Below are 16367 nucleotides of genomic sequence, written 5' to 3' on the forward strand. Positions count from 1 at the left end.
TTAATATCTCAGTCTTGAATAATCTGCTGAAGATCTACATTAACGTGCTCAACGGAGCGATTTCCATCTACAGAAATTAGCTGCTGGCGATCGCTGTAAAAATCAATCAGAGGAGCGGTTTGCTCTCGATAAACCTGAAGTCGGTTGCGGATTACCTCTTCGCTATCATCTTTGCGCCCTCGACTTAAAAGACGAGCTACTAGAACATCATCGGGGACTTCCAGATTGACAACACAGTCGCACGTTTGCTCAATCTCTTGCAGAAGCTCATCTAGAAACACAGCCTGATTCACATTTCTAGGAAAGCCGTCAAGAATCCAACCTTTTTCTATATCAGGTTGACCAAGGCGATCGCGCACCAGATCCAAAATCAGCTGATCTGGCACTAGCTCACCTTGGTCCATATAAGACTGAGCCTTTATGCCAAGATCAGTTTGTTGGGAAACTGCACCACGTAAGATGTCCCCAGTAGAAATGTGAGGAATATTACACAGATGGGCAAGGGTATCTGCCTGAGTCCCTTTTCCTGCACCTGGAGGCCCCAGAAAGATCAATCTTGCCACTACTGCTTCACCATCCCTTCATAGCGCTGAGAAATCACATAAGTCTGAATTTGCTTCGCTGTATCGATGGCTACACCGACTAGGATTAACAGTGAAGTCGCTCCTAATCCTTGGAAAGTCCTGATTTGGGTTGCACCTTCGACCGCAGTTGGAATGATTGCAACTAGTCCCAAGAATACAGCGCCTAAAAAAGTTAAACGATTCAAAACGCGTTCAATGTATTCACTCGTTGCTTTACCGGGGCGAATTCCTGGAATACTAGCTCCCATCTTCTTGAGGTTCTGGGACATGTCCACAGGATTAACAATCAAGGAAGCGTAGAAATAACTGAAGAACAGAATGAGCACCAAGTAAACCACTATATAAACCCATGTACCAGGGCTCAGGTAGCTGACAACCTGTCCTAGAAACTGGTTGGGAATGAACTGCGACAAGGATGCTGGCACAACCATGACTGCAGAAGCAAAAATGATTGGCATCACCCCACCTTGGTTCAGGCGAAGTGGCAAATAACTGCTTCTTTCTAAGTAGAGTCTGCGCCCCACCTGCCGTCGAGCAGAAATGATAGGAATTCGACGAGTTCCCTCTTGGACAAAAACGATGCCAACAATCATAACCAGGAAGACCAGCATCAGAATGATGATGCCGCCAACAAGGCTGCGATCGCCACCCTGAGCAAGTTCAACAGTATTACCTAATGAACGAGGCAGGGTTGAGACAATACTTACAAAAATCAGTAGAGAAGCTCCATTGCCAATTCCTCGCTCTGTAATTAGCTCACCAACCCACATCACAAACATGGAACCTGCTGTGAGCGCCAAAGCAGTTTCTACAACAAAAAGGATGCTTGGGTTTTCGGCAAATTGACGAACGAACAAAGCGATGCCAACACTTTGAATTAATCCCCAGCCCAAGGCAACATAACGAGTAATCTGGGAAATTTTGCGCCTTCCTGCTTCGCCTTCGTTCTTCTGCAAGTCTTCTAGAGCTGGAATCGCTGCCGTTAGAAGCTGTAAAATAATGGATGCGTTGATGTAGGGCAAAATTCCTAAAGCAAATATCCCTACCGCAGAAATTCCGCCGCCTGCCAGGATGTCTAAAAAGCTAAGTAGACCTCCCAAGCCACTGTCACTGAGTGCTGCTTGCAAGGCATCGCGGTTAATTCCAGGTACGGGAATTACAATACCTAGACGAACCAGAAGTAACATCCCAACGGTAACAAGCAGCCGACCTCTCAGTCCTGCTGCTTGCGCCATTTGCATGAACGTTTCTTGAGCCGTTGGGGCTTTATCTTTACTAACGACCATTTAAGGAGTTCCTCTACCGATATATGCGATCGCAGCTTTCCTCAGAACAGCTTCTTTGAGTTGTGCCTAATCCAAGCATGACAGCATCGCTGAAATACTCTGCCCTTTGATCAAAGTAGAACTCTCAAGCATAAGGTACAAGCTATTTATTAATCTAGCAGCTTGCAGGTACCGCCTGCCGCCTCAACCTTGGTGCGAGCCGATGCCGTAAAAGCAGCAGCCGTCACTTCAAGCTGAGTAGTTAGGTCACCATTTCCCAAAACTTTCAAAGGTCCATCATCTGAGGTAACAATTCCTGCTTCCATCAAAGACTCAAGCGTCACTTCAGATTTAGCAGGCAGTGACTCTAGGTCGCCAACATTGATGACGGTGTAATGCAGACGATTGATTACTGTAAAGTGCTTAAGTTTGGGAATACGCCGATACAAAGGCATTTGTCCCCCCTCGAAGCCAGGACGAGTACTGCGACCAGAGCGCGATTTTTGACCCCGCATTCCAAACCCACCGCTAGCACCCTGACCAGCAGAGATACCTCTACCGATGCGTCGCCGCCGTCTTCGAGAACCTTTTTGAGGTGAAGCGTCTTCTAATCTCATAAGCTTGTTCTTCTCCAAAAAAGAATTTAGTTAGTCGTTTGCTTATGCTTTGTCGTGAATAGCAATCGGTGTGCACTAACCATTAATTCAGGCATAGAGAGATTCGATAGGAACCCCTCGCTCTTCTGCAACTTCAGAAAAAGTTCTTAAAGATGCCAGCGCATTGGCAGCAGCTCTGGCATTGTTTAAAGGGTTGTCTGACCCTAGCTGCTTTGCCAAGATATTACGCACTCCAGCTAGCTCCAGTACAGTTCGCACCGCTCCACCAGCAATTACCCCAGTTCCCGGGGCTGCAGGACGCATCATCACTTTGGCACCGCCACCCACTCCATTAACGGGATGGGGAATGGAGTTAGCTTTGGTTAGGGGCACATCAACTAAATGCTTCTTTCCATCTGCTACGCCTTTGCGAACTGCACCAATTACGTCACTAGCTTTACCAACACCAACACCGACTTGCCCTCGTTCATTGCCAACTACAACAATGGCTCGAAAGCTCAGCTTTTTACCACCTTTAACAACTTTAGTGACCCGGCGAATCTGAACAACCCGCTCCTGCCAATCTGTTTCTTTCTCTTTCGCTTTATTGTTTTTGCGACGATTTGCCATGTCTTTAATCCTTAAACTTAGCTTGGTCTGCTTAGAGGGCTTGCCTTTGACACATTTTTAAAGGACAACAGTTCAATAAAAATCTACTTAGAAGTCCAAACCACCCTCTCGAGCAGCATCTGCAAGAGCTTTGACTCGTCCGTGATAGAGTTTGCCGCCTCGATCGAAGACAACCTGGCGGATACCTTGCTCAATCGATCGCTGTGCAATTAGCTTGCCTACTTGCACGGATGCAGCACAGTTGCCGCTAGAATTCAATTCTGACTTCAACGATGGCTCCAAAGTAGAGGCAGAAACTAGAGTGTGATGGCGAGTATCGTCTATGATCTGAGCGTAAATATGCTGGTTTGAACGGAAAACAGCCAAACGAGGACGCTCTGCGGTTCCAATGACTTTGCGCCGGATACGACCATGACGACGCTGTGTTGATTCTCTTCGAGTAAGTTTCATTTTTACTTCTTCCCTGCCTTTCCAGCTTTGCGTCTGACCATCTCGCCTGCATAGCGAATTCCCTTACCCTTATAAGGTTCGGGCGGACGAACCGCTCTGATTTGAGCTGCGATGTTACCAACAATCTCTTTATCGATGCCGCTGATCAAAACGTTGGTATTGTTTTCTACTGCTAGTTGAATGCCTTCCGGAGGAGCGATCTGTACAGGATTGCTATAACCGACGTTTAGCGTCAAGTTACGGCCCTGAACTTGAGCACGATAACCAACCCCCTGAATTTCTAGACGACGCTGAAACCCTTGAGAGACTCCTTCAACCATATTGGCAACCAGAGTTCGGCTAAGTCCGTGACGTTGCCGAGCCACACGGGAATCGTTGCGGCGCTTAACCAGCAGAGTTTCTCCTTCCTGGCTCACCTCTACTTCGGCGGGGAGGATACGAGACAATTCACCTTTTGGACCTTTTACTGCCACCTGCTGACCTGCAATGGTGACAGTCACCTTGGCAGGGAGAGGGATAGGACGTTTTCCGATACGAGACATAACTGAAAATTGCTCCTGAACAACAGTGATTAATTGCTAGTAGTTGATGGTCGTCAGCTCTCACCGCCTATCTGACCGCAAAGAACTAACAGCTAACAACTGCTCTGAGTAATGCCTACCAGATGTAGCAGAGCACTTCTCCTCCTAAACCCTGGCGGCGTGCATCTCGATCAGTCATGATTCCGCTGGATGTAGAAATAATTGCAATACCGATCCCACCCAAGACTCTCGGCAGCTCTTTGCGGTTGGAGTAAACTCGTAAACCTGGCTTGCTGACGCGCTTTAAAGTATTGATAATAGGCCGACGATTTTTGCCTCTGTACTTAAGGGAGAGTACTAAATTGCGCTTAACTCCCTCCCCAGATTCTGAGAAATCAGCAATAAAACCTTCTTCTCGTAGAACCCTAGCAATATCGCGAGTCATCCGAGTTGACGGAACCTCTGTTGTCTGGTGCCGTGCCAAAGTCGCATTTCGGATGCGCGTCAGCATGTCTGCAATCGTATCGTTAACCGCCATAGTTTCCTCTTTATGAAACTGCCTCAATTGTCTCGAAAGGGCATACCGATTTCTTTCAGCAAAGCGCGGCCCTCTTCGTCGGTGTTTGCAGTGGTGATGATTGAAATATCCATCCCGCGAATCTGGTCAATTCTGTCGTACTCCACTTCAGGAAAAATGAGCTGTTCTCGCAGACCCAAAGTGTAGTTGCCACGACCATCAAAGCTTTTAGGACTAATCCCACGAAAATCTCGGATCCGGGGTAGGGACAAATTGATCAACCGTTCCAGGAATGCGTACATCCGGTCTGAACGCAAGGTGACCATAATACCTACAGGCATTCCTTTACGAATTTTGAAGCCTGCGATCGCCTTTTTCGCACGAGTAACAACAGGCTTTTGCCCTGTGATCATCGCAATCTCATTCAAGGATGCTTCTAATGCTTTCGCATTTTGAGCAGCTTCCCCTAACCCTCGGTTAACAGTGACCTTAACAAGCTTAGGAACTTGATGAACGTTTTCGTACTGAAACTGTTCCATCAGCTTTGGAACAATTTTTTCTCGATAAGTAACTTTGAGCTTTTCTGCCATATTTTTATCCTTGATGCTTCCTGGGCTTTGTCAGGATTGCTGCTTGATGAACTACTTAGTCAAGAATTTCGCCGGTCTTCTTTAACATCCGAACCTTGCGTCCATCAGAGTTGTAGGTGTAACAGATACGACTCGCTACTTTCTGTTTGGTCGAATAAAGCATCACGTTTGAGCTGTGAATCGGACCCTCAGTCGTCGTAATCTGACCTGACTCTCCCTCTTGCTGAGGCTTAACGTGCTTGGTCTTGATGTTGACCCCTTTGACGATGACCTTGCTCAGTTTTGGAAAAGTCTGCAAGACTTCACCAACTGTGCCCTTCTCCTTTCCGGAGATTACCTGAACGGTGTCTCCCTTCTTGACGTGCATTTTGTATCCAACTTTGGGTTGCTTAGCTTTTGGCATCACAGCACCTCCGGAGCTAGAGAAACAATCTTGGTGAAGTTTTTGTCGCGCAGCTCGCGGGCTACAGGCCCAAATACACGAGTTCCTCTAGGGTTGCCCTCGGCATTAATGATGACAGCTGCATTATCGTCAAAGCGAATGCTCATGCCGCTGTCGCGACGTAGCCCTTTGCGAGTACGAACCACAACGGCTCGCACTACGTCCGACTTTTTGATCGCCATGTTTGGGATCGCATCTTTGACAACAGCAATGATGACATCGCCTACGCCAGCATAGCGACGGTTGCCACCTAGAACTCGAATGCACATCAGCTTGCGAGCACCGCTGTTATCTGCCACGTTAAGGTAAGACTCTTGTTGAATCATGGTGAATCTCCGCGGTTAAACTTTGGGGGCGGTGCTAATGATGTCAGTTACAACCCAGCGCTTAGTCCGACTAAGGGGGCGGGTTTCCTGAATACGAACGCGATCGCCCTCTTGACATTTATTTTCTTCGTCATGCGCTTTGTACCGCTTGGTGCGAACCATAATTTTGCGGTACTTGGGATGAGGGGCGCGGTTTTCCACAGCCACCACCACCGTTTTGTCCATTTTGTTGCTGACAACTAAGCCAACTCTCTCTTTGACTGCCATTGAAACCTACTCCTCTTCTGCATCCGATTTTGAATCTGAAGATGCAGCCCCAGAACCGGATGTCTGTTTAATAGAAGCTGCTAACTGACGCTCTCTCTCCAACGTCATCAGTTGAGCGAGACGATGGCGCATATGCTTAAACTGATGAGGCTTCTCTAACTGTCGAGTAGCTTTTTGAAACCGCAACTCAAACAGCTGCTTTTTGGTTTCTACAATCTGATCGCTGAGTTCTTGATCACTCAGATCCCTAATTTCCTCAATCTTAGGCAGAGGCATGGCTTATACTTCCTCCGCTTCGCGCGTAATGAACTTCGTTTTGATAGGCAGTTTAAAGGCAGCAAGGCGCATCGCCTCACGCGCAGTCGCCTCCGGAACGCCAGCGATTTCGAACAGAATCCGACCTGGCTTAACTACTGCAACCCAAAACTCTGGGTTTCCCTTACCTGATCCCATTCGGGTTTCAGCTGGGCGCATGGTTACCGGCTTGTCTGGAAAGACACGAATCCAAATTTTTCCACCCCGGCGGATATATCGCGTCATTGCTCGTCGGCTAGCTTCGATCTGACGAGCAGTGATCCAGGAGGGTTCGAGTGCTTGAAGGGCAAAATCACCAAAGTTCAAGTCATTGCCCCGGTTGGCCAACCCTCGCATCCGGCCCCGATGCTGCTTCCGAAATTTAGTTCTTCTAGGACTTAACATGACTCGCCTTACCCCTCATTTGAACGATCTTCAAACTGTTGACGGCGACGCTGCTGCTGCTGGCGGCGACGGGGCTGAACATTTCCGGGAGTAGCAGGTTCTTCTTCTCCTGGAATAATTTCTCCTTTGAATACCCAAACCTTGATGCCCAATACACCATAAATGGTTTGAGCTGTTCGGTAGGAGTAGTCAATGTCTGCCCGGAGTGTATGTAGCGGCACCTTACCCTCGCGGGTGTATTCTGTCCGCGCAATTTCTGCGCCGTTCAAGCGACCACTGACCTGAACTTTTATCCCTTGGACTCCGGCCCGCTGTGCCCGTTGAATGGCTTGTCTAACCACTCGGCGGAAAGAGACTCGGCGCTCTAGCTGCTGAGCAATATATTCAGCAATAAGTCCTGCGTCTGCGTCGACACGGGCTACTTCTACGACATTGATGCGAATTTGGCGATCGCTACTTCCCAATTCTTTCTGAAGTCCGGCACGCAAGTTCTCAATGCCTGCACCACCTCGACCCACTACAACGCCTGGTCTAGCTGTTCTAACCTCTAAATCGATTTGGTCAGCTTTCCGCTCGACACGTACTTCGGAAATCCCAGCGTTGCTGAGATTTTTATCTGTAGCGATGTAGTTACGGATTTTGTAGTCTTCCTGTAACAGGTCTGGATATCGACCAGAGTCGGCAAACCATCGAGAACGATGTTCTTGAGTGATGCCGAGGCGGAAGCCAACTGGATGTATCTTTTGTCCCACGACTCGTCCTCTGAAATGTAAGCAGTAAAAGGGTTAGTTAGATAAGAGCAATATTTACAGAACAGATATAAATACCTGGCTATTCCTCTTCTGCTCCGGGAGCAACCGCAATAGTGATATGGCAAGTCGGCTTCCGAATCTGATAGGCCCGCCCTTGTGCCCGAGGGCGAAAGCGCTTGAGCACAGGGCCTTGATCTGCGTAGGCTTGGCTAACAATCAGGTCAGCAGGGGTGTGGCCCACATTATGTTCTGCGTTAGCCACAGCCGAGCGAAGAACCTTGAGAACAGGCTCACAGGCTCTATAGGGCATAAACTCCAGGATAATCAGAGCTTCCCGGTAGGAACGTCCACGAATTTGGTCTAAGACCCGACGCACCTTGTGAGGTGACATCCGAATATATCGAGCAACAGCTTTAACTTCTTCAGCAGCGGTGATAGCCATGATTTTCTCCTACAGTCCTTAACTCCAGCGGTGGCTGACTGCCATTTGCTGGCAGCTAACGACTTTTAGCGACGGGCCTTCTTGTCACTTTTGGCGTGACCTCGGAAGGTGCGAGTTGGGGCAAATTCTCCCAATTTGTGTCCTACCATTTGCTCCGTTACGTAGACCGGAACATGTTGACGCCCATTGTGAACGGCAATCGTGTGCCCAATCATCTGGGGCAAAACAGTTGATGCGCGTGACCAGGTTTTGATCACTTGCTTGTCGCCCTTTGCATTGAGGGCTTCAATTTTTGAGAGCAGATGGTCTGCTACGAACGGGCCTTTTTTCAGAGAGCGAGACATAGCTGGGTCAACCTAATGAAGTAACTATCGCTTAACAGAATTTGATCGCTCAGGTTTAGGGTTTGCAGATTGCCAGCCAGCTTATGCATCCCGACCGCCACGACCTCTCTTAGAAGAACGACGGCGACGACGCACAATCAAAGCATCACTAATTTTCTTCTTCTTGCGAGTCTTATAACCCAGAGCTGGCTTACCCCAAGGAGTAACCGGTCCACTACGACCAATCGGAGCACGACCTTCACCACCACCATGAGGGTGATCCACAGGGTTCATCACGCTACCGCGGACCTCTGGACGGCGACCTTTCCAGCGCTTACGACCCGCCTTACCAAGGCTGACGTTGCGAGAATCGGTATTACCCACCTGTCCAATGGTTGCGTAACATTCGCGTCGAACCAGGCGAACTTCAGTAGAAGGCAGTCTGAGGGTTACAAAATTACCTTCTTTAGCGACAACTTGCGCTGAAGCACCCGCTGCTCGGACAATCTGTCCACCTTTACCAGGAACTAGTTCCACATTATGAACAGCAGTTCCTAGAGGAATGTTGCCCAGAGGAAGCGCATTACCCACTTCAAAAGGGGCATCTGGTCCAGAAATGATAGTGGCGCCAACAGCCAATCCAAGGGGATGGATAATATATCGCTTCTCACCATCCTGGTAATAGACCAAAGCAATTCGAGCGTTGCGATTGGGATCGTATTCAATCGCTGCTACTTTCGCTGGGATGTTGTGCTTGTTGCGGTAGAAATCAATGATTCGGTAAAGGCGCTTGTGCCCACCGCCTCGATGACGGGTCGTGATTACACCACGATTGTTCCGACCTTTGGGACGGTGTACCGAACGGGTTAGAGATTTTTCTGGCTCAGTTTTGGTAATTTCGGAAAATTCCGAAACTGTGCGTTCGCGGGTGCCAGGTGTATATGGTCGATAGTAACGAATACCCATAACTCAAATTTGGTTGCACTGCTAGACGGCATTCAGTTGGCGGAGGTTAGTATAGGCACTAAACTTCGGGGAACAACGTGATCGAATCTCCGGGGGCGAGGGTCACGACTGCCCGCTTGTAGCTGGAACGGAATCCTACAAATCGACCCATGCGCCGCTTCTTGCGAGGCGGATTTTGAGTATTGATTTGTATGACTTCGACCTCGAAAAGTTGTTCGATCGCAGACTTGATTTCTGTCTTAGTCGCGCGGGGATCAACCTCGAATGTGTACTGGTTGTTCTCCAATAGCAAGGTTGCTTTCTCAGTCACAATCGGGCGACGCACCAGGTCTGCTAGCGCACGGGAGTCAAACTTAGTCACCGTAAACCTCCTGAATTTTTGCAAGAGCAGACGCAGTTGCCAAAATTTTGTCTGCGTCTAGCAGGTCATAGACATTAAGACTGCTAGCAGAAATCAGCTTAAGGTTGACAATATTTCGAGCTGAAAGGTAAACCGTCTCATCTCTCTCTGAGAGAATCAGCAGAATTTTAGCGGTAGGATCAATTCCCCAACGGGCGATCGCCTGCGTCAACTCTTTCGTCTTAGGACGAGGCAACTGATCAGCAAAGTCTTGAACGATAACCAGGTCTCCAACACGGCTCTGGAAAGCTGTCCGCAAAGCTAGTCTGCGCTCTTTGCGGTTCATTTTGGTGCTGTAGTCTCTGGGCTTGGGTCCAAAGATTACGCCACCCCCCCGCCATAGCGGAGAGCGGTTAGAACCTGCACGAGCACGTCCTGTACCTTTTTGTCGCCAAGGCTTGCGACCTCCACCGCTCACTTCTGCGCGAGTCTTTGTTGAGGCAGTGCCTTGTCGAGCATTGGCCAATTGCCGTACAACAGCTCGATGCACAATGTGAGAAGCACTTGCTTCACTCGCAACTTTCAACTCTAAGGAGGCTTGTCCAACCTCTTCGCCTTGCCAATCTCGAACTATACAATCAACCATATTTTTCCCTCCGACTGATGAGCCTTGGAATTAATCAGCTTTGAGCGACAGGTTTTCAGATTGAGAAACGCCAGAACTCACAGCTAAAAACTCGGATTTATGAATTTCCTACTTGCTTGGCAGGAACAATATTTAACAAGGCTCCGGGCTTGCCTGGAACAGCGCCTTTGATGAGCAATAGATTGCGCTCGGCATCGACGCGCACCACAGTAAGCTTACGAACTGTGACTCGGCTACCACCTAAACGACCCGCCATCCTCTTACCCGGATAGACGCGCCCAGGCGTAGTACCTGCGCCGGTTGAACCTGGTAGGCGATGGTTCTTAGAACCGTGCGCCATGGGTCCACGCTTGAAGTTGTGCCGCTTCTGATAACCAGCGAAACCACGACCAATGCTAGTGCCAATCACGTCCACGATTTGCCCTGACGCAAATGTATCAGCAGTAATTTGCTGTCCCAGTTGGAACTCGGCGACGTTGTCCAACCGATACTCATGGAGGTGACGCAGAGGAGGGGCTTCAGACTTGGTTAAATGACCCAATTCTGGTCTGTTAAGCGCTTTAGCTGCTACTTCTCCATAACCAACCTGAATGGCTGCATAGCCATCTGTCTGAGCAGTTTTAATCTGGGTGATGGTGCATGGGCCAGCCTGCACAACAGTCACAGGGATCGCTTTCCCTACTTCATCAAATACTTGGGTCATGCCAAGCTTAGTGCCGAGGATACCAACAGACACAGTAACGAGTCTCCCTTGTTTTGAACACTGCAAAAATCTTGGAACTGCGATCGCCTCGCTAGCCCATCAAACTTCAACAGATTTTTCGCAAAAACCACCCTAGAGCTCTGCTGTTGCAATTCCAGCAATCACTCCAAGTTCTACGAAAGTAGCGGCTTAGGCAGTCTAGAGATCGCAGGGAACACTCGCTTTCAGCGAACTGCTCAACGCTGCACTTTCTCACTTCGCCAGGACTTAAACAGATATCTGTTCAGTATCCTACGGGTTTCGCCTGCAACTCTTGATCTGAACCGCGCTGTCTCTACTATTACGAGCAGGCTTTTCGGAAGCAGGAGAATCTGAAAAGCTTCTCCCAATCAAGAGGCTTAGCAGTCAAGGGACGATTAGTAGTGAACTCTAGCTCATTACCTTTGTCCCGTGAAATCCATAAACCCTGATTTCGGCGACAATTAAATATCATAGACAATTAAAACGAACTTGTCTAGCAATTCTTACTCTAATTTTTAATTGCCTGTGAATTCCTGAATGACCCTATTGTGGCGTAATTTATGGCTGTGATGCCACTAGGAATTAGGAATTGCTATCGGTGGATAAGGTGAATTGAATCAATCCTGCGCCAAGGGGGCGATCGCTGCTTACATATCCACATTTATAATGAGATCGCTAACGGAGATACTTAGACCCTCTTGAAACTTCTGGGCAGTGAGGACGCAAAGCTTATGGCGTTGATTACAACAGGCAAGCAGTTTATCCGTGATTTAGAAAAAGCGGGTGCTTTGGGGCTGTACATTCCCCTGGAGGGAGGGTATGAAGGGCGATATCAGCGTCGTCTTAGAGCAGCAGGATACGGATTGCTAACCATCAATGCGCGTGGGCTAGGCGATCTCTCTGCATATTTGTTAGATGTTCATGGAGTTCGTCCACCCCATTTAGGCAAGAAAGATACAGGACGCGGAGCAGCTGTTGGTGCGAGATACTATGTTCCTCCCGTTGCAGGGTATCAGTTGGAACAGCTACCACCAGGTTCTAAAGGTTTGGCATTGTGGTTTTTGGACGGAGGGATTCTTTCGCAGCAAGAGTTGGAATTTTTGGCTGCGCTGCCCAGCTATGAGCCCCGGATCAAGGTAGCGATTGAATTGGGAGGCGATCGCAGCTTTACCTGGAAGCCATTAAAGGAAACTCTGGTTGCAGCTTAGGGTAAATAGGACGTTGTATTAAGCTGACTCCAGAAAATCTCAGAATGCCAACTAGGATTGAGATATCTCAATTCAGGCATCTACTCATGAGTAACAAAAAGTACGTTCCTCCTCGTCCGGGCTTTCCCAATCGTCTTGATGCTGGGGGCACTAGGCAAAAGGCAGAAGGCGCTCAAAATCTCCCTGATCCAACCAATCCTGATAATCCCAATCCACCTACAGTAGGTTAAAGGCTTTTTATTGAGAGGGCTCATACCTTACGGTTCGAGATTATAGGTTCAGGAGAAGGGTGAGAAATAGTCAGGAAACATATTCAACCCTGTGGAGATGCAGCACTGCTGCGTCTCCGCACTTAGTTTAAACCGAGCAGATCGCCCTTTATGGAAAAGTATTTCAGCAATTTGTAATACGTGCAGCTTGTAATACGTCTCAGTATTCAATCTTTGTAGTAGACTGACCGCAGATTGATCCCTCGTCATTTTTCGAGTAACCCATTAGCATGTAAGGGTGACTGATTTGTACCGTCCCTTACGATCTTTAAGGGAGGGCAACTGGTTCAAACTCATTTGTGGAGCCAGCTTTCAACACCTCCCTGCTGTACGCAATCTCACCCTGGCCTATACGCTTGCTGGTGCTGATTGTGTTGATGTTGCCGCAGATCCGGCTGTCATCACTGCTGCGCGAGAGGCAATGTGGGCAGCGAGTCGTTTAGCCGCTGCTGGTTCTGAGGCGTTTAAGTTTAACGGCTTGCCCTGGCTGATGGTGAGTTTGAATGATGGCGAAGATCCGCATTTTCGCAAGGCTGAGTTTGATGCTGCGAAATGTCCAGCGGACTGCACTCGACCCTGTGAATCGATCTGCCCTGCTGAGGCGATCGCCTTCAACCATAGCCACAATAATTTTTCAGGCGTAATTGACGATCTTTGCTATGGCTGCGGTCGCTGCTTAACTGTGTGTCCGATTCAGCAGATTTCGACCCGCTCCTATGTGTTCACACCAGCAGCGATCGCGCCTCTAGTGCTAGCCGGAGTGGATGCAGTTGAAATTCATACGCAGGTAGGGCGTTTGGCAGACTTCAAGCGGCTTTGGCAGGCGATCGCTCCTTCGCTTGACCAGCTCAAACTAATTGCAATTAGCTGTCCCGACGGAGAGGGGCTGATTGACTATCTCTGGGCACTGTATAAGCTGATCTCACCCTTGCCCTGCCCACTGGTTTGGCAAACAGACGGTAGACCGATGAGCGGTGATATTGGTGATGGTGCCACTCGTGCCACCATCAGGCTAGGACAAAAGGTTCTAGCAGCCAAGTTACCGGGATATGTGCAATTAGCGGGAGGAACAAATAGTTATACGGTCTCTAAGCTAGTAAAACAAGGCTTATTAGGGGAACGTACAGCGTTGGCAAACCAGCGCAATGTAGTGATCAATCAGGACATTAATTACTCAGACACCTGTGTAGAGAACGCTTCCGTCTTGACAGCAGGTGTCTCACAGCCCGTTGATACTACAGCGCAACCGCCCTACAGGGTTGCTGGAATTGCCTATGGTAGCTATGCCCGCACCCTTTTAGCTCCTGTTTTGGATCAGCTAGCGCAACACAGCACGGAAGATTCATCAGTTACTATAAATTTTTCTAGGAATTTTCCCAATGGATTTTATAGAGCTGACACTATGACTTCATGGATTCCTAAATCAAATTCCACTCATCTGGAGGTTCATCCGGATTTGCTACACAAAGCCGTCGGACTTGCTGATTCTCTTGTTTCTCAAATCAAATCACCTATGAGGCTAAGGCAAACCATTCCTAAGCAAACCGGATAAGCTGACCTGATGCAGTGCCCTATTACGGCTCGGCATTTCGTCAAATTTCTTTCCTTGAACTTCGTGCTGGTCATTTAACACCTTTAAAGCCATTTACTCATGACGCTCAACGGTAACAACTCCTCTGAACAGCCGATTGATTCTGAGATTGCCGCAGATCAGAGTGTTCCTACAGCGATGCAGATTACAGACGACCTTGACCGACTGCTAGAAATTTTACCTGGCGAGATTCGCCTGCATTTAGAGCAGCATCCCCAGCGAGAAAAGCTGATTGAAGTTGTCTTAGATTTAGGTCGCCGTCCAGAAGCTCGATTTTTGGGTCAGGCAGAATATCTTTCTGATGTTCCAGTCTCAGCTGTAGACCTAAGCTATTGTGTGGACCGTGTCGGGATGTTTAGCGGCGACAACCGAGCCGGAATTGAACGGACGCTTCACCGGATCAGTGCGATGCGAAATCGGGCAGGTGAAGTCATTGGACTAACCTGCCGGGTGGGACGAGCGGTCTATGGCACAATCGGGATGATTCGTGACCTGGTAGAAACGGGGCGATCGATTCTCATGTTGGGTCGTCCTGGCGTTGGAAAAACGACGGCTCTGCGCGAAATTGCGCGAGTTCTGGCTGATGAACTGAACAAGCGAGTCGTAATCATCGACACCTCAAACGAAATTGCTGGAGACGGTGATATTCCCCACCCAGCAATTGGTCGAGCGAGACGAATGCAGGTAGCTCGACCAGAGCTTCAGCATCAGGTGATGATTGAGGCAGTCGAAAACCACATGCCAGAAGTCATTGTAATTGACGAGATTGGCACTGAATTAGAAGCTTTGGCAGCTCGTACTATTGCTGAGCGAGGCGTTCAGTTAGTTGGCACGGCTCACGGTAATCAGATTGAGAACCTGATCAAGAACCCAACCCTGTCCGACTTAGTAGGAGGAATTCAGTCGGTAACGCTGGGTGATGATGAGGCAAGGCGTAGAGGCAGCCAGAAGAGCGTTTTGGAACGTAAAGCTCCTCCGACTTTCGATATTGCTGTTGAGATGCTGGAGCGACAAAAGTGGGTTGTTCATGAAGAAGTTTCTGAGACGGTAGATAGTCTGCTGCGAGGACGGCAACCCAATCCGCAAGTCAGGACGGTGAGCGAAACGGGCAAAGTCGTGATTACGCACGAACTATCTAGCGATTCGGTAGGCTCAATGTCGAGGCGATCACGCAGCGCCATGGGCGAACCCCGCAGCGGTAGCTTTGGTCAGGCGCGTGGGCTTTCTCTAACTGAGTCACGCGGCGGTAGCAGAGAATCTTCTCAGCGAACGGGATGGCGAAGCTCTGGGCAAATGACACCTTTGCCATCCTATAGTCGCAATGAATTAAAGAGTCGTTCATCAGCGGAGCCTTTGCAGCAGGCATACCTGGAGCAGCAGGACTTTGACCAACTGCTGAATGAATCTCTGGATCGCTCATTTAGAGACCCAAGAGATGCTAACGCCTTTGAGGATTTGCCTCCTGCAGGTCCAAACGGCGAAGATTTGCCCCTGCACATCTACCCCTATGCAGTGAGCCGTCAACTCCTTGATCAGGCGATTCAAACGCTAAACTTGCCGGTTGTGTTGACGAAGGATTTAGATAGTGCAGATGCAGTATTGGCAATGCGATCGCACGTCAAAAATCACTCCAAGCTGCGTCATGCGGCAAAAGCTCACCAGATAGCGGTTCATACAGTCAAGTCCAATAGTATGCCGCAGATTGTTCGGGCACTCCAGCGAATGCTAAATCTGGATGATCCGGGTAGTAACGAACCGGTGAACCTCAATCTGTTTTATCGCAGTGGTGATGAAGATGAAATTGAGGCGCTGGAAGAAGCTCGGCTTGCTGTGGAGCAGATTGTCATTCCCAGAGGGCAACCCGTAGAACTGTTGCCTCGCTCTGCCAAAGTCCGCAAGATGCAGCATGAGCTAGTCGAACACTATCGTCTCAAATCTTCTAGCTTCGGTGAAGAGCCAAACCGTCGTCTGCGGATCTATCCAGCATAGGTTCAGTTGACTGGTCAGGCAAAACTGGGGGTGAGGCAGGCTAAGTTTGTCTCACCCCCAGTTTTTAGCTGCTTTCATTAGACCTTCTGCATGAATCACTTTTTGAAGCGTGAATGGTATAGCTCTACGGGAGCACGTTAGGACAGGTTTTGAAAGCTGCATCTATACAATTGTGAAAACTCTCAAACTCACTCCATCGTTGTCGCATCCAGTTCTTGAGCACAAACCAC

Annotated in this window: 24 protein-coding genes and 1 pseudogene; 4 read left to right on the forward strand and 21 right to left on the reverse strand. The window is 48.9% G+C overall.

The window, feature by feature from the left end; all coding sequences use genetic code 11:
* Nucleotides 1–8: 8 nt before the first annotated feature.
* The 20 genes from H6F93_RS08645 to rplC all read right to left on the reverse strand — a co-directional run bounded on the left by H6F93_RS08645 (nucleotide 9) and on the right by rplC (nucleotide 11092).
* A complete protein-coding gene (locus H6F93_RS08645; RefSeq protein WP_190680092.1) occupies nucleotides 9–563 on the reverse strand; it encodes an adenylate kinase in 555 nt (184 codons plus the stop codon).
* Nucleotides 563–1870 carry a preprotein translocase subunit SecY gene (gene secY, locus H6F93_RS08650; RefSeq protein ID WP_190641713.1) on the reverse strand — a complete coding sequence of 436 codons (1308 nt, stop codon included), beginning with the start codon at nucleotides 1868–1870 and terminating at the stop codon, nucleotides 563–565. The genes H6F93_RS08645 and secY overlap by 1 nt, the downstream gene beginning before the upstream one ends.
* Before the next feature lie 149 nt (nucleotides 1871–2019).
* Entirely contained in the window at nucleotides 2020–2466 is a 447-nt protein-coding gene (gene rplO / locus H6F93_RS08655; protein WP_190641714.1) for a 50S ribosomal protein L15, read from the reverse strand.
* A gap of 87 nt (nucleotides 2467–2553) precedes the next feature.
* Nucleotides 2554–3075 carry a 30S ribosomal protein S5 gene (gene rpsE, locus H6F93_RS08660; RefSeq protein WP_190641715.1) on the reverse strand — a complete coding sequence of 174 codons (522 nt, stop codon included), beginning with the start codon at nucleotides 3073–3075 and terminating at the stop codon, nucleotides 2554–2556.
* An 87-nt stretch (nucleotides 3076–3162) separates the two neighbouring features.
* Entirely contained in the window at nucleotides 3163–3525 is a 363-nt protein-coding gene (rplR, locus tag H6F93_RS08665) for a 50S ribosomal protein L18 (RefSeq protein ID WP_190641716.1), read from the reverse strand.
* 2 nt (nucleotides 3526–3527) lie between these two features.
* Nucleotides 3528–4067 (reverse strand): 50S ribosomal protein L6, encoded by a 540-nt coding sequence (gene rplF, locus H6F93_RS08670; RefSeq protein WP_190641717.1) that lies wholly within the window; start codon nucleotides 4065–4067, stop codon nucleotides 3528–3530.
* Between the two features lie 115 nt (nucleotides 4068–4182).
* Nucleotides 4183–4584 (reverse strand): 30S ribosomal protein S8, encoded by a 402-nt coding sequence (gene rpsH / locus H6F93_RS08675; RefSeq protein ID WP_190641718.1) that lies wholly within the window; start codon nucleotides 4582–4584, stop codon nucleotides 4183–4185.
* Between the two features lie 23 nt (nucleotides 4585–4607).
* On the reverse strand, nucleotides 4608–5153 hold the full coding sequence (gene rplE, locus H6F93_RS08680) for a 50S ribosomal protein L5 (RefSeq protein WP_190641719.1): 546 nt from the start codon (nucleotides 5151–5153) through the stop codon (nucleotides 4608–4610).
* Between the two features lie 55 nt (nucleotides 5154–5208).
* Nucleotides 5209–5556, reverse strand: a complete 348-nt coding sequence (rplX, locus tag H6F93_RS08685) for a 50S ribosomal protein L24 (protein WP_242042198.1) — start codon at nucleotides 5554–5556, stop codon at nucleotides 5209–5211.
* Nucleotides 5556–5921: a 50S ribosomal protein L14 gene (gene rplN / locus H6F93_RS08690; RefSeq protein ID WP_190641720.1), complete on the reverse strand. Its 366-nt coding sequence runs from the start codon at nucleotides 5919–5921 to the stop codon at nucleotides 5556–5558. The genes rplX and rplN overlap by 1 nt, the downstream gene beginning before the upstream one ends.
* Before the next feature lie 15 nt (nucleotides 5922–5936).
* The gene (gene rpsQ / locus H6F93_RS08695) at nucleotides 5937–6188 is read right to left on the reverse strand and encodes a 30S ribosomal protein S17 (protein ID WP_190641721.1); all 252 of its coding nucleotides are present in this window, start codon (nucleotides 6186–6188) and stop codon (nucleotides 5937–5939) included.
* A gap of 6 nt (nucleotides 6189–6194) precedes the next feature.
* Nucleotides 6195–6464, reverse strand: coding sequence for a 50S ribosomal protein L29 (gene rpmC, locus H6F93_RS08700; RefSeq protein WP_190680093.1), 270 nt, complete (start codon nucleotides 6462–6464; stop codon nucleotides 6195–6197).
* A 3-nt stretch (nucleotides 6465–6467) separates the two neighbouring features.
* On the reverse strand, nucleotides 6468–6887 hold the full coding sequence (rplP, locus tag H6F93_RS08705) for a 50S ribosomal protein L16 (RefSeq protein ID WP_190680094.1): 420 nt from the start codon (nucleotides 6885–6887) through the stop codon (nucleotides 6468–6470).
* A gap of 8 nt (nucleotides 6888–6895) precedes the next feature.
* Nucleotides 6896–7639 carry a 30S ribosomal protein S3 gene (gene rpsC / locus H6F93_RS08710; RefSeq protein WP_190680095.1) on the reverse strand — a complete coding sequence of 248 codons (744 nt, stop codon included), beginning with the start codon at nucleotides 7637–7639 and terminating at the stop codon, nucleotides 6896–6898.
* Nucleotides 7640–7718: 79 nt separating this feature from the next.
* Nucleotides 7719–8081 (reverse strand): 50S ribosomal protein L22, encoded by a 363-nt coding sequence (gene rplV / locus H6F93_RS08715; RefSeq protein ID WP_190641725.1) that lies wholly within the window; start codon nucleotides 8079–8081, stop codon nucleotides 7719–7721.
* A 65-nt stretch (nucleotides 8082–8146) separates the two neighbouring features.
* Entirely contained in the window at nucleotides 8147–8425 is a 279-nt protein-coding gene (rpsS, locus tag H6F93_RS08720) for a 30S ribosomal protein S19 (RefSeq protein WP_190641726.1), read from the reverse strand.
* An 81-nt stretch (nucleotides 8426–8506) separates the two neighbouring features.
* A complete protein-coding gene (gene rplB / locus H6F93_RS08725) occupies nucleotides 8507–9370 on the reverse strand; it encodes a 50S ribosomal protein L2 (protein WP_190680096.1) in 864 nt (287 codons plus the stop codon).
* 58 nt (nucleotides 9371–9428) lie between these two features.
* Nucleotides 9429–9731, reverse strand: coding sequence for a 50S ribosomal protein L23 (locus H6F93_RS08730; protein WP_190680097.1), 303 nt, complete (start codon nucleotides 9729–9731; stop codon nucleotides 9429–9431).
* The gene (rplD, locus tag H6F93_RS08735) at nucleotides 9724–10356 is read right to left on the reverse strand and encodes a 50S ribosomal protein L4 (RefSeq protein ID WP_190641729.1); all 633 of its coding nucleotides are present in this window, start codon (nucleotides 10354–10356) and stop codon (nucleotides 9724–9726) included. Before rplD ends, H6F93_RS08730 begins: the two co-directional genes overlap by 8 nt.
* 97 nt (nucleotides 10357–10453) lie before the next feature.
* The gene (gene rplC / locus H6F93_RS08740) at nucleotides 10454–11092 is read right to left on the reverse strand and encodes a 50S ribosomal protein L3 (protein ID WP_190641730.1); all 639 of its coding nucleotides are present in this window, start codon (nucleotides 11090–11092) and stop codon (nucleotides 10454–10456) included.
* 719 nt (nucleotides 11093–11811) lie between these two features.
* Between rplC and ndhN the strand changes: the two genes are divergently transcribed.
* The 4 genes from ndhN (at nucleotide 11812) to H6F93_RS08760 (ending at nucleotide 16137) form a co-directional block, all read left to right on the forward strand.
* Nucleotides 11812–12288, forward strand: a complete 477-nt coding sequence (gene ndhN / locus H6F93_RS08745) for an NAD(P)H-quinone oxidoreductase subunit N (RefSeq protein ID WP_190641731.1) — start codon at nucleotides 11812–11814, stop codon at nucleotides 12286–12288.
* 86 nt (nucleotides 12289–12374) lie between these two features.
* On the forward strand, nucleotides 12375–12518 hold the full coding sequence (locus tag H6F93_RS08750) for a hypothetical protein (protein WP_190680098.1): 144 nt from the start codon (nucleotides 12375–12377) through the stop codon (nucleotides 12516–12518).
* A 286-nt stretch (nucleotides 12519–12804) separates the two neighbouring features.
* Nucleotides 12805–14109 carry a circadian clock protein LdpA gene (gene ldpA / locus H6F93_RS08755; protein ID WP_206755714.1) on the forward strand — a complete coding sequence of 435 codons (1305 nt, stop codon included), beginning with the start codon at nucleotides 12805–12807 and terminating at the stop codon, nucleotides 14107–14109.
* 99 nt (nucleotides 14110–14208) lie between these two features.
* Nucleotides 14209–16137, forward strand: coding sequence for a R3H domain-containing nucleic acid-binding protein (locus H6F93_RS08760; protein ID WP_524537916.1), 1929 nt, complete (start codon nucleotides 14209–14211; stop codon nucleotides 16135–16137).
* A 124-nt stretch (nucleotides 16138–16261) separates the two neighbouring features.
* Here H6F93_RS08760 and H6F93_RS08765 read toward each other — a convergent pair.
* Nucleotides 16262–16367, reverse strand: a pseudogene (locus H6F93_RS08765) (IS630 family transposase); the annotation flags it as partial.

Source organism: Leptolyngbya sp. FACHB-671, assembly GCF_014695745.1.
Lineage (GTDB): Bacteria > Cyanobacteriota > Cyanobacteriia > Elainellales > Elainellaceae > JAAUTN01.

Coding starts and splice junctions, on each gene's coding strand:
- secY (WP_190641713.1), bottom strand. CDS start 1,870: ATGGTCGTTAGTAAAGATAAAGCCCCAACGGCTCAAGAAACGTTCATG.
- rplO (WP_190641714.1), bottom strand. CDS start 2,466: ATGAGATTAGAAGACGCTTCACCTCAAAAAGGTTCTCGAAGACGGCGG.
- rpsE (WP_190641715.1), bottom strand. CDS start 3,075: ATGGCAAATCGTCGCAAAAACAATAAAGCGAAAGAGAAAGAAACAGAT.
- rplR (WP_190641716.1), bottom strand. CDS start 3,525: ATGAAACTTACTCGAAGAGAATCAACACAGCGTCGTCATGGTCGTATC.
- rplF (WP_190641717.1), bottom strand. CDS start 4,067: ATGTCTCGTATCGGAAAACGTCCTATCCCTCTCCCTGCCAAGGTGACT.
- rpsH (WP_190641718.1), bottom strand. CDS start 4,584: ATGGCGGTTAACGATACGATTGCAGACATGCTGACGCGCATCCGAAAT.
- rplE (WP_190641719.1), bottom strand. CDS start 5,153: ATGGCAGAAAAGCTCAAAGTTACTTATCGAGAAAAAATTGTTCCAAAG.
- rplX (WP_242042198.1), bottom strand. CDS start 5,556: ATGCCAAAAGCTAAGCAACCCAAAGTTGGATACAAAATGCACGTCAAG.
- rplN (WP_190641720.1), bottom strand. CDS start 5,921: ATGATTCAACAAGAGTCTTACCTTAACGTGGCAGATAACAGCGGTGCT.
- rpsQ (WP_190641721.1), bottom strand. CDS start 6,188: ATGGCAGTCAAAGAGAGAGTTGGCTTAGTTGTCAGCAACAAAATGGAC.
- rpmC (WP_190680093.1), bottom strand. CDS start 6,464: ATGCCTCTGCCTAAGATTGAGGAAATTAGGGATCTGAGTGATCAAGAA.
- rplP (WP_190680094.1), bottom strand. CDS start 6,887: ATGTTAAGTCCTAGAAGAACTAAATTTCGGAAGCAGCATCGGGGCCGG.
- rplV (WP_190641725.1), bottom strand. CDS start 8,081: ATGGCTATCACCGCTGCTGAAGAAGTTAAAGCTGTTGCTCGATATATT.
- rpsS (WP_190641726.1), bottom strand. CDS start 8,425: ATGTCTCGCTCTCTGAAAAAAGGCCCGTTCGTAGCAGACCATCTGCTC.
- rplB (WP_190680096.1), bottom strand. CDS start 9,370: ATGGGTATTCGTTACTATCGACCATATACACCTGGCACCCGCGAACGC.
- rplD (WP_190641729.1), bottom strand. CDS start 10,356: ATGGTTGATTGTATAGTTCGAGATTGGCAAGGCGAAGAGGTTGGACAA.
- ndhN (WP_190641731.1), top strand. CDS start 11,812: ATGGCGTTGATTACAACAGGCAAGCAGTTTATCCGTGATTTAGAAAAA.
- H6F93_RS08750 (WP_190680098.1), top strand. CDS start 12,375: ATGAGTAACAAAAAGTACGTTCCTCCTCGTCCGGGCTTTCCCAATCGT.
- H6F93_RS08760 (WP_524537916.1), top strand. CDS start 14,209: ATGACGCTCAACGGTAACAACTCCTCTGAACAGCCGATTGATTCTGAG.